This window comes from Calidifontimicrobium sp. SYSU G02091 (assembly GCF_022631395.1).
Lineage (GTDB): Bacteria > Pseudomonadota > Gammaproteobacteria > Burkholderiales > Burkholderiaceae_C > Calidifontimicrobium > Calidifontimicrobium sediminis.
The window spans coordinates 60,372-72,661 of record NZ_JALBGB010000005.1 but is presented as its reverse complement, the minus strand read 5'-3'; the positions used below and the strand labels follow the sequence as shown (position 1 = coordinate 72,661).

9 protein-coding genes and 1 tRNA gene are annotated in these 12,290 nt (G+C 74.6%); 4 read left to right on the top strand and 6 right to left on the bottom strand.

What is annotated here, in order from left to right; genetic code table 11:
- Positions 1 to 111 precede the first annotated feature (111 nt).
- From MOJ79_RS05075 to MOJ79_RS19020, 3 genes are all read left to right on the top strand, one after another.
- The gene (locus MOJ79_RS05075; RefSeq protein ID WP_241923144.1) at positions 112 to 987 is read left to right on the top strand and encodes an IclR family transcriptional regulator; all 876 of its coding nucleotides are present in this window, start codon (positions 112 to 114) and stop codon (positions 985 to 987) included.
- Between the two features lie 61 nt (positions 988 to 1,048).
- Positions 1,049 to 1,136: transfer RNA gene (locus MOJ79_RS05070), tRNA-Ser, on the top strand.
- 84 nt (positions 1,137 to 1,220) lie between these two features.
- Entirely contained in the window at positions 1,221 to 1,382 is a 162-nt protein-coding gene (locus MOJ79_RS19020; protein WP_272885352.1) for a hypothetical protein, read from the top strand.
- Positions 1,383 to 1,488: 106 nt separating this feature from the next.
- On the opposite strand, the gene MOJ79_RS05060 is transcribed toward MOJ79_RS19020, so the two are convergent.
- The 3 genes from MOJ79_RS05060 to MOJ79_RS05050 are packed head-to-tail and all read right to left on the bottom strand — an operon-like array spanning position 1,489 to position 5,969.
- Positions 1,489 to 3,282: a GGDEF domain-containing protein gene (locus MOJ79_RS05060; RefSeq protein WP_241923143.1), complete on the bottom strand. Its 1,794-nt coding sequence runs from the start codon at positions 3,280 to 3,282 to the stop codon at positions 1,489 to 1,491.
- A gap of 18 nt (positions 3,283 to 3,300) precedes the next feature.
- Complete coding sequence (locus tag MOJ79_RS05055; RefSeq protein ID WP_241923142.1) at positions 3,301 to 5,550, bottom strand: putative bifunctional diguanylate cyclase/phosphodiesterase; 2,250 nt, start codon at positions 5,548 to 5,550, stop codon at positions 3,301 to 3,303.
- Positions 5,547 to 5,969: an Hpt domain-containing protein gene (locus MOJ79_RS05050; RefSeq protein ID WP_241923141.1), complete on the bottom strand. Its 423-nt coding sequence runs from the start codon at positions 5,967 to 5,969 to the stop codon at positions 5,547 to 5,549. The genes MOJ79_RS05055 and MOJ79_RS05050 overlap by 4 nt, the downstream gene beginning before the upstream one ends.
- A 301-nt stretch (positions 5,970 to 6,270) precedes the next feature.
- On the opposite strand from MOJ79_RS05050, the gene MOJ79_RS05045 reads away from it, so the two are divergent.
- Positions 6,271 to 7,890 carry a sensor histidine kinase gene (locus MOJ79_RS05045; RefSeq protein WP_241923140.1) on the top strand — a complete coding sequence of 540 codons (1,620 nt, stop codon included), beginning with the start codon at positions 6,271 to 6,273 and terminating at the stop codon, positions 7,888 to 7,890.
- 30 nt (positions 7,891 to 7,920) lie between these two features.
- Here MOJ79_RS05045 and MOJ79_RS05040 read toward each other — a convergent pair whose 3' ends face one another.
- The 3 genes from MOJ79_RS05040 to MOJ79_RS05030 all read right to left on the bottom strand — a co-directional run bounded on the left by MOJ79_RS05040 (position 7,921) and on the right by MOJ79_RS05030 (position 12,285).
- Positions 7,921 to 8,550 carry a response regulator gene (locus tag MOJ79_RS05040; protein ID WP_241923139.1) on the bottom strand — a complete coding sequence of 210 codons (630 nt, stop codon included), beginning with the start codon at positions 8,548 to 8,550 and terminating at the stop codon, positions 7,921 to 7,923.
- 18 nt (positions 8,551 to 8,568) lie between these two features.
- Positions 8,569 to 11,025 (bottom strand): sensor histidine kinase, encoded by a 2,457-nt coding sequence (locus MOJ79_RS05035; RefSeq protein WP_241923138.1) that lies wholly within the window; start codon positions 11,023 to 11,025, stop codon positions 8,569 to 8,571.
- Between the two features lie 66 nt (positions 11,026 to 11,091).
- The gene (locus MOJ79_RS05030) at positions 11,092 to 12,285 is read right to left on the bottom strand and encodes an EAL and HDOD domain-containing protein (RefSeq protein ID WP_241923137.1); all 1,194 of its coding nucleotides are present in this window, start codon (positions 12,283 to 12,285) and stop codon (positions 11,092 to 11,094) included.
- Positions 12,286 to 12,290 lie beyond the last annotated feature (5 nt).

Below are 12,290 nucleotides of genomic sequence, written 5' to 3'. Positions count from 1 at the left end.
AAACGTCACCGCGCCGAGCGCCTTGTCGTTCGCCGCAATATACGGAGCGCACCGAGTGCGCCGCCAGCGGACGTTCCACTATGCTGCGGACCGTTTCGATATTCCGCTGCGATGGACCGTCAAGACCGCGAACGCTACTTCCGCAACCAGCCGCGCCGCGTGCCGCTGCGCTACGCCGAATACGCCGGTGACAAGCAGTTCGCGACGACGCTGGCGCGCGGCATCGAGCTGCTGCGCTGCTTCAGCGCCGCGGACACCGAGCTGTCGAACGCCGACTTCGCCGCGCGTACCGGGCTGCCGCGGCCGACCGTCTCACGGCTGACATACACGCTGACGGTGCTCGGCTACCTGCGCCACGACCCTCGCAGCGGCCGCTACGCGCTCGATTCGGCGCTGATCTCGGTCACCTACCCGCTGATGGCGTCGCTGACGCTGCGCCAGCAGGCGCGCCCGCTGATGGACGAGCTCGCCGAGGCCACCGGCGGGCAGGTCGCGATGGGCATCCGCGACCGGCTCAACGTCGTGCTCGTCGAGGCGAGCCGGCCGCCGGCGGGCTGGCTGGCGCGCGGTCCGACGGCCGACGTCGGTCTGACGCTGCCGATCGCCGGCTCGTCGATCGGCCGCGCCTACCTCGCCGGGCTCGACCCCGCAGCGCGCGAGACGCTGCTCAACGAACTGCGCGTCAAGGCGCCCGACGACTGGGCGCAGTTCGAGACGGGTCTGCGCGGCGCGCTGCGCGAGCACGCGCGCCACGGCTACTGCGTCGTCGACGGCACGCTGGTCAGCGAGGTGCTGTCGGTCGGCGCATCGTTCGGGCCGGTGCCCGGCGGCCAGCACGTCGCGTTCAACTGCGCGTTCCGGCGCGACATGCTGCCGCCCGGCCGTGGCGCGTCGTGGCTGCGCAGCGACGTCGGCCCGCGGCTGGCGGCGATGGTGCGGCGGCTGCGCGAAGCGTCGCCGCCCGCGGCAGGCACACGCTCGCGTTGACCTCGACCCCGGATGGCACGCCCGCTCGCGACGGAGCCTGAGGGACAATCGGCAGCACGCGGGAAGCGTGGCCGAGTGGTTGAAGGCACCGGTCTTGAAAACCGGCAACGGGCAACCGTTCGTGGGTTCGAATCCCACCGCTTCCGCCAGACCGATCTCGCCGATGAGCGCTGCCGCATGACCTCGCCATCGCCGGCGCGTCGATCGCGTACTTCGCCAGTGCGCATGCGCGCGTGCTGCTGCCCGAGCGCGAGGCGCAGCCGGGACACCACAGCATCGTGCGCTCGGCGGCGATGTTCATGGAGAGCCACGGGCCGCCGCAGGTGCGTGCGCTGACGTGCGTGAGGGGCTCGATGCGCACGCACTGCGCGTGCGTCGGCGCTGAAGGTCGCTGAAAGCGCCAGAACCACGCTGGCATGGTGCACTTCAACAGCCGCCGCGGGGGCGGCTTCGCCGCTGCGCTGGCGGCCCCCGGCGGAGGCAGCGAAGGCGCTTGGGGGTTCAGGCCACGCAGGTGCGGTTCTTGCCCGTGCGCTTGGCCTCGTAAAGCGCCTCATCGGCGCGTTCGAGCGCAGTGTCGATCGCCTCGCCAGGGCGCCACGCGGTGACGCCGGCCGAGAAGGTGACGAACACCTCCTGCCCTTCGTGCAGGAACAGGCTCGCGCTGAGCGCGCGCTGCAGCCGCGTCAGCACCTGCTGCGCCTCGTCGACGCCGGTGCCCGGCAGCAGCACGACGAACTCCTCGCCGCCCCAGCGCCCGACCGTGTCGGACGGACGCAGCGCGTCGCGCACGCGCGCGGCCAGCGCCTTCAGCGCGACGTCGCCGGCCGCGTGCCCGAGCGTGTCGTTGAGCTTCTTGAAGTTGTCGATGTCGAGCAGCCCCACCGCGAGCGGCGGCGCTGCATCGGCCGGCGCGCGCTCGACGCGCGAGCGCTCGATGTCGAACGCCTGCAGCAGCCCGCGGCGGTTCGCAACCTCGGTCAGTGCGTCGGTCGAGACCTCGTCCGAGAGCCGGCGCAGCTCGTCTTCGAGCGCGCGCACGCGCGACTCGAGTTCGGCCGCGCGCGCGTGCTCGGCGCGCAGCCGCTCGCGCGTCGCGTGCACGCCGGCCTGCACCTCGCGGTTGTCCGCCAGCATGCGCTGCACGAGCCCGGCGAGGTCGTCGATCGACGTCGCATCGCGGATCTGCGCCTCGTAGCGCTCGAGGCGCTGGCCGTAGCCGCCGGTGCGCTCGTCGACCTCGCCGAGCTGCGCAAGCAGGTTCTCGACGAGCGTGCGCAGCGCGTCGCGCGCGCGGTCGCGCTCGGCACGCAGGCGCTGCTGCTGGGCGCGCGTGTGCGCGAGCAGGTCGGCCGCGGCCTTGACGCTGCGCGCGTTGACACCGCCGTCCAGCCGCGCCTCGACAGCGCGCAGCTGGCCCTGCGTCCAGCTCGCGTCCTCGGCCAGGTCGGCGAGGCCGGCGGTCAGTTCGCGGCACAGCGACGCGAGCTGCTCGACGAGCTGGTGCCGGTGGCCGAGCCAGCGGCGCGCGCGCTCGCACACCGCGCCGACCGCCGCGGCCAGCGCCGGCGTCGCGCCTTCGGCGGCGATGCGCGCGGCCAGCTGCGCGAGCTCGTCGGCCAGCGCCGCGGCGCGCGGCTCGTCGCTGGGCAGCGCCGCGCGCACGGTGCACTCGAGCGCCTGCGCGACCGGCGGCCACGCGTCGGCGGTGGGCGCGGCGGCGCAGCGCGCGGCCGGTGCGTCGGGCACGAGGCCGGCCACCGATGACGCGGCGTTGGCGGTCGGCGCGGCCGGCGGCTCGGCGAGGTCGAGCATCGGGTCGATGCCGGTGTCCACCGGATCGTCGACGCTGTCGTGCTCCCAGCTCGTGACCAGCTGCTGCAGCCGCTGCTGCAGCCGCTGCGCGTCGTGGCGGCTGCCGTCGAGCACGCGCTGCAGGCTGTCCTTGCGCCGCGCATTGGTCCAGTGGCGCCCGCCGCGCTCGACGCCGCGCGCGACGCGCTCGATCAGCGCCGCCCAGCCGCGGCCGGCGTCCAGCCGCTCGACCAGCCGCTGCGCGTCGTCCCAGCGGCCCTCGAGCAGCCTGGCGACGAGCTCGGCGCGCTGCGCGGCGTCGTCGCAGGCGCGCTGCGCCAGACGCTCGACGACGGCGCGCGCGCGCGCCGGCAGCGCGGGCGCCGCCACGCCGCCCTCCTCGGCCCAGGCACGCGCATAGTTCTCGGGCGTGGGCTCGAGGCGTTCGAGCGCCAGGCGCCGCAGCGCCGCCTTGGCGATCTGCGCCGGGGTGACGGTCATCGCTGCGCCGCGTGCCCCTCAGACGCGCGTGCCGCCGGCGCGCTTCGCGTCGATGGCATCGGCATCGCCGGCGGCACCGAACGGCGGCGCCTTGCGGGGCAGGACCGCACTGCGCAGCCAGCCCTCGAGCTCGGCGGCCGGCACCGGGCGGCTGAACTGGTAGCCCTGCATCAGCGAGCAACCCAGCCGGTGCAGCTCGTCCATCTGCCGCAGCGACTCGACACCCTCGGCGATCACGCGCAGCCCGAGCGCGCGCCCGAGCGCGATGATCGCGGCGATCACCGCCGCACCCTTCGGCGCGACGCCGAGCTCGCGCACGAACGCCTTGTCGATCTTCACTTCCGAGATCGGCAGCGTGCCGAGGTACGCGAGCGACGAGTAGCCGGTGCCGAAGTCGTCGATCGACACCTCGACGCCGACCTCGTTCAACCGGTGCAGCGACGGGATCACGTCCTGCAGGTTCTTCATCAGGTTGCTCTCGGTGATCTCGAGCAGCAGCGTCGACGGCGCCACGCCGTGCAGCGCGAGCGCGTCGTGGATGCGGTCGACGAGGTCGCTGCGCTCGAAAATGCGCGTGGGCATGTTGACCGCCACCGGCAGCGGGTGACCAAGGCAGTCCTGCCAAGCGCGCGCCTGGCGCGCGGCCTCGCGCAGCAGCCACTCCGACATCGGCACGATCAGGCCGGTCTCCTCGGCCAGCGGGATGAAGTCCGCCGGCGACACCAGCGTGCCCCCGCGCTGCCAGCGCATCAGCGCCTCGACGCCGACGACGCGCGCCGAACGCACGTCGACCTTGGGCTGGTAGTGCAGCACGAGCTCGTCGCGCTCGATCGCCTTGTGCAGCGCGCTCTCGAGCTCGAGGCGCTCGCGCCCGCGGCCCATCAGCAGCGGGCTGTAGACGGCCGCGGCGTTCTTGCCCTGGTCCTTGACGGCGTACATCGCGACGTCGGAGTTGCGCATCAGGTCGGCCACCGTCTGCCCGTCGCGCGGGAACATCGCGATGCCGATGCTCGCGGTGACGACCCACTCGCCGCCGCCGACGAAGATCGGCTCGCGCATCACGTCGAGCATGCGCTGCGCGACGCGCTCGGCGTCGCGCTCGTCGCCGACCTCGGGCAGCAGCGCGACGAACTCGTCGCCGCCGAGCCGCCCCACCGCCTCGAGCTTGCGGTGCCACGCCGGCCCCACCGCCTCGACGGCGCCTTCGAGCACCTGGTCGCTGTGGCGCACGCAGCCGCGCAGCCGGCGCGCAACCTCGATCAGCAGCTCGTCGCCGGCCGTGTGGCCGAGCGTGTCGTTGATGTTCTTGAAGCGGTCGAGGTCGATCAGCAGCAGCGCGACGCTGTGGCCCATGCGCCGCGCGTGCTGCAGTGCCCGTTCGGTGCGCCAGATCAGCTGGTGGCGGTTGGGCAGCCCCGTGAGCGGGTCGAAGTTGGCCAGCCGGCGGATGTGGTCCTCGGCCGCGCGACGGTCGGTCACGTCCTGCACGATGCCGGTGTAGCCGATGCTCTGGCCGTGTTCGTTGTACTCGGGCTCGGCCTCGACGTGGATGATGCGGTGACGCCCGTCGGGCAACGTCACCGGCAGGTCGGTGGCCAGCACCGAGCTGTGCGCCAGCACGCCGCGCAGCAGCCGCACGAAGCTGCGCCGCGTCTCGACCGGCACCAGGCGCAGCAGCGCGTGCAGCATCGGCTGCTCGCCGGGGCCGTAGCCGAACACGCGCAGGCCCTCGGGCGACATCACGAGCACGCCGCCGACGCCGTCGGCGCCGCGCTGCCAGTCGAAGCTGCCCATCTTGGCCAGGTCCTGCGCGCGCGCCAGCCGCGCCTTGCTGCGCTCGAGCTCGAGGCGCAGCCGCGATGCGCGCAGCAGATAGCGCAGGCGCCCGGCGAGCAGGCTCCACTGCGTGCTCTTGACGAAGAAGTCGGTCGCGCCGGCCTGGTACGCGCGGTTGATCGACGCCTCGTCGTCGAGCCCGGTGAGCATCAGCACCGGAATGTTCTCGAACGCCGGCATCGAGCGCAGCGCCTCGCAGGTCTGGAAGCCGTCCATGCCCGGCATCAGCGCGTCGAGCACGATGACGTCGGGCGCGAAGTGCGCCAGCATCCGCAGCGCCTGCTCGCCGCTGGCGGCCTCGGTGATCGCGAAGCCGCGGTCGCGCAGCGCGATCGCGGTGAGCATCAGGTTGACCTCGTCGTCGTCGACGAGCAGCACGCGGGGCGCGACTGCGGTCGCGTCGTCGGCGTGCGGGCGCGCGACGTGGCTCATCGGGGGTCGGCCGCCGCGCGCCCGGCCAGCACCAGCAGCCGCTGCAGGTGGTCGGCCAGCAGGTCCAGCGGCGCGTCGAGCGCGGCGACGTCGCCCTCGCGCACCCGCCGCTCGACGTCGGCACAGGTGCGCGACAGGTCCAGCGCGCCGACGCTGGCCGACGACGACTTCAGCGTGTGCGCGACGCGGCGCAGCGCGTCGTGGTCGCCCGCCGCGCGCGCCTGCGCCAACTCGCGTGCGTGCCGCACGAGCGACTCGACGAAGGTGTCGAGGATGCGCGCGATCAGGCCGTTGCGGCCGTCGGGATCGAGTTCGCGCAGCCGCTGCACGCTCGCGGCATCGAGCACCGGCAACAGCGCCGCCGACGCGCCGGCCGCGGGCGGCGGTGCATCGTGCACTCGATCGTCGGGACGTGTCATCGCGGGCTCGCGCAGGTCAGGGGGCACGGCCGATCGCAGGCGGCCTGGGACATCGACCAAAGCGACATTCTGGCACCGCCATCGCCCGCCGAAGCCGCGGAAAAGCACCCCCCGGCCCCGCTGCCGCTTTGCCGGCCGGCGCGTCGCAGCCGCGGCGGCGACGCAAGGAGCGGGCAGGTCGGCATCGGCAGACTCGGGGGCGACCCGCAGCGGGCCGTGCCCCGGCTTTCGGCCGCCGAAGCCGGTGACTTGAGCGGCGCACACGCGGGGCGTCGCCGGGGCGCTGCATACAATTCCCGCCATGCACAACGGCGGCGCTTCGGCCACGCGCGCGGCGCGACGCTGGCACAGGGCGGGAGCGACGGCGCCGCCGCCGCGCGGCTCAGCGCGGCGCCCGGGCCTTTACGCCACTGCGGCGCTGGCCGCGACGGCCGCGCCGGCGCTGGCCGATGCCGGTGCGGCCGTTGCAGGCGGCGGCTGGACGGTGGTGGTGGCGCTGCTGCTCGTCGCGGCGCTGGCCGCCGTCGCGGGCATGCTGTGGAGCCGCCAGCGCGGCGCGCCGGCGCTGTTCGCGGCGCGGCACGACGCGCAGACCTGGGCCCGACTCGTCGACGGCTGCCGCTGGCGCACCGACGCCTCGCACCGCGTACGCGAGTGGACCGCGGGCGCGACGGTCGGTGTGCCCGCGTGGGCCGAGGCCTGGCGCGGCCACGTGCTGTGGGACGTGCTCGAGACGGCCGACGGCACCGACCTGCGCGGCGCGCTCGAGTCCGGCAGCCCGCTCGTCGAGGCCGAGGTGCGCCCGCGCGGCGGCGACCGCGACACGACGTGGACGCTGCGCGCGGTGCCGCAGATCGACGCCCAGGGCCGCTTCGCCGGCCACGCCGGCACGCTGGCGCCCCGGGCCGGCGCTGCGCCCGCGCCGCGCGACGATGCCGCGCTCGACGCGCTGCTGGAGACCTGCCCGGGGCCGGTGTGGATCGCCGATCACGACGCCGCGCTGCCCGGCTGGCGCGTGCGGCGCAGCAACGCGCCCGCGCTCAAGCTCGCCGGCGGGCTGACGACGCCGACCTGGCCCGAACTCGTGGCCGCGCTGCCGCCGGAGCTGCAGCTGCTCGTCGGTGCGCTCAAGCCCGATGCCGCGCCGGTCGTGCAGGGGCGCTGGTGCGCGCGGCTCGTCGCCGTTGGCGAGGGCGCGACCGCCGGGCGGCTGCTCGCGCTGTGGCCGGCGGCGGGCGCCGACGACGTCAGCGCCGCCGAGCGCGAGTCGTTCACCTACGCCGTCTCGCACGACCTGCGCGCGCCGATCCGCGTCGTCGAGGGCTTCACGCGCATCCTGAAGGAGGACTACGGCGCGCAGCTCGACCGCATCGGCAACGACCACCTCGACCGCGTGCTCGGCGCGGCCGCGCGCATGAACCACATGATCGACACGCTGCTGGCGCTGGCGCGGCTGTCGAGCCAGCCGCTGGTGCGCCAGCCGGTCAACCTGACGCAGCTGGCCGGCTACGTCGTCGACGAACTGCGCCGGCAGTACCCGACGCCGCCCGCGGACGTGACGATCGAGCCCGGCATGGTCGTGCAGGGCGACCCGACGCTGCTGCGCATGGCGCTCGAAAACCTGCTCGGCAACGCGTGGAAGTACAGCGCGCGCTGCGAGCGGCGCGCGATCGCGTTCGAGCGCACGCGCGCCGACGGGCGCGACGCGTTCGTCGTGCGCGACAACGGCGCCGGCTTCGACATGCGCTTCGCCGACCGGCTGTTCGGCGTGTTCCAGCGCCTGCACAGCGCATCCGACTTCCCCGGCACCGGCATCGGGCTGGCGTCGGTCAAGCGCATCGTCGCGCGCCACGGCGGCCAGATCTGGGCCGACAGCGAGGTCGGCAAGGGGGCGCGCTTCTACTTCACGCTCGGGGACTGACGCCGCCCGGCGGGCGCCGGCGGCGCCGCGCTACGCCGGCCGCGCCGAGCCGGCGAGCAGCTCGACCGCCTCGACGAGCCGCTCGGCCTGCGCGCGCAGCGGGCGCTGCTCGTGCGTCGCCTGCGCGATCAGGCGCGCGAGCGCCTCGCCGCGCGTGAGCGAATAGCGGTGCATCAGCACGCCCACCGCGATCCACACCGGGTCGGGCGGCGACTCGGCCGCCGGCGCCGCCGGTGCGGGCTCTTGCGCCGGCAGCCGTGCGAACGCGGCCTCGACGGTGGGCACGATCTGCCCGATGTCCAGCGGCTTGACGAGGTAGGCCACCGCGCCGAGCGCCTTGACCTGCGCGACGGTGGCGTCGTCGGAGAACGCCGACAGGAACATGAACGGCACCTTGCGCTCGCGCAGGTAGGCCGCGACGTCGAAGCCGCTCTTGCCCTCCATGCGGATGTCCAGCAGCGCGAGGTCGGGGCGGTGCTCGCGCGCGAGCAGGATTGCGTCGTCGCCGTTGTCGGCGTCGATGACCTCGTAGCCTGCCTTGGCCAGCCCGTGCGTGACCGTGGCGAGCACGAGCCGGTCGTCGTCGACGACCAGGATCTTGCCCTTGCCTTCCTTGGCGCCGTCGACGGCGCCCGGTGCCGCGGCCTGCATGTCGGTCATTGTGCTACATGCGCCCTGTCACAGCGGCTCGAGAAGTGTCACCACCGGTGGCGTCAGCGTCACGCGCGCGTGCACCTCGTCGCCCACCGCCTCGATCGCCAGCGCCGCGTGCCGCCGCGGCAGCAGCGCGCGCACCAGCCCGAGCCCCGAGACGCCGCCGCGCACCTGCGCGAAGTCGAAGCCCGGCGCCAGCCGGCCGCGGTTGGCGACGACGATGCGCACCGCGTCGTCGCTGCAGTCGAGCGTGCAGCGCACCGCGTCGGCGGCGCCGTGCTTGACGGCGTTGGTCAGCAGCTCGTTGACCGTCAGCGCGATCGGGATCGACTCGGCGTCGGGCAGCGCCCAGCGGTGCGGCGCGCCGCCGTGCACCTCGACCGCGATCGGGCGGCCGAACATGCGCTGCACCGACGCGGCGATCGCGTCGAGCACGCTCTTGACGCGCAGCGGCCCGCTGGCGCCGACCTGCAGCCCGTAGACCTGCGCGATCGCCTGCACCTGGCCCACCGCCTCCTTGATCACCGGCGCCACCTCGGGGCGGCGCTCGGCGATCTGCTGCATCAGCCCGGCCACGCCCTGCAGGTTGTTCTTGATGCGGTGGTGCACTTCCCGCACGAGCACGTCGCGCTGCGTGGCCTCGGCCGCGCGCTGCTCGGTGACGTCGCTGGCGGCCAGCAGCAGCTGCCCGCGGCCGGGGTCGGCGTCGGCCGGCCCGCGCAGCGGCACGTAGCGCGCGTCCCACACGCGCGCCGCGCCGCCGGCACCGGGGCGGCGGTACTCGCGGCGCGTGACGGCGTCGCTGGCCAGCGCCTCGCGCAGGTCGTCGCGCAGCTGCGCGCCGTCGTCGCCGCCGAACAGCTCGTCGATGCGCCGGCCCACCGCGGCGTCGATCGGCGTGCCGATGAACGCGGCGGCCATCTGGTTGAGCTGCAGCACGCGCAGCGACGCCGCGTCGACCAGGCCGATGGCCATCGGCGCCGTCTCGATGATGCGTTCGAGCGAGGCCTGCGCCTGCGCGACGCGCAGCTCGGCCTGTCGGCGCGCGTCGATGTCGAGCAGCGCGAAGGTCAGCTCGCCGCCGGTGGCCACGACGTTGCCGACGACCCAGAACTCGCGCCCGTCGCGCGCCTTGAGCCGGCACTCGAAGGTCTCGGCCTGGCCCTCGGCGAGCACCGCGACCCAGTCGTCGCGGCGCAGCGGGTGGTCGGGCTCGGGCGTCGCGACGGTGGCGATCGGCGCGCCGGCGAAGTCGGCCAGCTCGCCGCCGAACATGCGCCGCGCCGAGCGGTTCATCCACTCGATGCCGCCGTCACGCACCGTGACGATGCCCACCAGCACCGAGTCGAGGATCGCGCGCGTGCGCTCGGCCTGCAGCAGCAGCTGCTCGCGCGAGCGCTCCTGCTCGGTGACGTCGAGCGTGACGACCGACATCGTGCGCCGCCCGCTGGCCAGCCGCCCGGGCTCGACGCGCGTGAGCAGCCAGCGCCGCCCGAGCGCCGGGTGACGCACCGCGTAGCGCACCTGCACGCGCTCGCCGGCCTTCAGTGCGCGCTGCAGCCGCTCGTACTCGGGCAGCGACGCCGGGTCGACGAGCTCGCGCGAGATCGCCTGCAGGCCGTCGACCGAGGCGCCGCCGGCCGGCGCGTCGCCGGGGGTCACGCGCGGCGCGCGGCTGCGCAGCCAGCCGCGCGACTCGTCGAAGGTCGCCACGCCGATGCCGGCGGTGTCCATCAGCGCGCCGATCTCGAGCTGCGCGAGGTCGCGCTCGTCCTCGGCGCTGCGGTCCTCGACGACGGCCAGCAGCCGCCGCTGCCCCGGCACCGGCTCGATCGCGCGCAGCCGCGCGGCCACGCGACGGCGGCTGCCGTCGGGCTGCACCAGCGTCGCGTGGCGCTCGACGATCGCCGTGCCGAGGGGACGCGCGTCGTCGTCCCAGGCCAGCAGCTCGCGCAGCGGCGCGTCGGCGTCGGCCATCGTGACCGGCACGCGGCCGACGAGCGCTTCGAACGCGCGGTTGCTGCGCACGACCAGCCCCTCGGCGTCGAGCATCACCATGCCCACCGGACTGAGGTCGAACCACTGCACCAGCTCGTCGACGGCGTGGTCGCCCGCGCTCGGCGCCGCCCCGCCGGCGGCCAGCGGGCGCACCAGCAGCGCCCACGGCCCGCCGGGCAGGCGCGACAGCTCGAGCGTGACGACGCGCCCGTCGCCCAGCCGCGCGAGCTGCGTGACCGGCTGCGGCGGCGCCGTGCCGCGCAGCCGGTGCACCCAAGCGAGCGCGTCGGCGCCGAGCAGCGCGGCCAGGTCGTCGAGCGTGCGCGCCGACTCGGGCACGCCGAGCTGGCGCGCCGCGAGGTTGGCGTGGTGGACCTGCCCGCGGCTGTCGAACACGAGCACGGCGTCGGCGACGGCATCGAGCAGCGCCGCCATGTTCGCGGCGCTCAGGCGGGACGGGATCGGGGCGGCGGCAACGCTCATGGATGGCGGCGCACGGCCACGCGGCCGTGCCGGCCCAGTGTACGCAGCGGCGCGGCCGCCGGTGCGTCAGCCGAGCTCGCGCGCGAGGGCCAGCGCACGCAGCAGCGCGGCGTTGACCTCGCCGGTGGACATCATCAGCCGCTCGGCGAGCTCGCGCAGGTCGAACACCGACGCGTTCTCGACCGCCTGCACGAGCTCGAGGTACGGGCGGTACGGGCCGTCGTCGCCGGCCAGCGTCTGCGACACGCCGGACGGGATCGGGATCGACTTCAGCAGCTCGTCGAACGGCTGCTTCATCATCTTGTCGAGCAGCGAGAACACGCCGCAGATGAAGGCCTCGTCGCGCAGCTGCGTGTCGCCCTGCCCGCTGGCCTTGACGAGCTCCTCCATCAGCAGCCCGCGGCGCAGCGCGGCGAACATCACCGGCTTGGCGTCGGGCTCCTTGCTCGCCTGCGCGAGCAGCAGCGCCAGCCAGCGCTTGAGACGCTGGTAGCCGAGCATCATGATCGCGTGGCGGAACGATGCGATCTCGACGCGCAGGCCGAACGCCGGCGAGTTGATGTAGCGCAGCATCTTGAAGCCCAGCGTCGGGTCGAGCTTGATCACGGCGTCCAGCCGCTCGACGGGCTCCTCGTTGTCGACGCGGCGGATCAGCTCGACGATGGTCTGCAGGTCCGGCTTGACGCCCTTGCCGCCGGTGGCCGGCACGACGTCGTCGAGCGGCCAGCCGAGCACCGCGACCGCGCCGCGCTCGAACGCCTCGGCGACCTGCACGACGGTGCGCACGCCCGACTGCACGAAGCCGATCGAGCGCGTCGTGCCCGGCGGCGCGACCGCATCGCTGCGGCGTTCCTCCGACAGGTCGACGATCGAGTGCGTGAAGCAGTCGAGCACCTCGCGCGGCAGCGGCTGGCGCGGGCGGCCGGCGAGCATCAGCAGGTTGCCGCGCGCGTGCAGGTCGACGATGGCCTGCGTCTGCGCCGGGTCGCCGGCGATGAAGGCCGGCACCTCGACCATCACGTGCGACGCCGGCTGCGTGCGCAGCAGGTCGTGCAGCATCGCCTCGCTGGCGACGTTGAGCGCGAGCTTGACGCCGCCTTCGGGCCAGGCCTCGGCCAGCGTCGCGAGCAACTCGGTGGCCGGCACGACGGTATCGGGCCGCGCGGGGAACACGGTCAGCCGCGTCGCGATGACGTCGCGCTGGCGGTCGATCATCGGCGCGTAGCCGAGCACGACGTGGTTGAGGACGGGGTTGCTCATGGCGC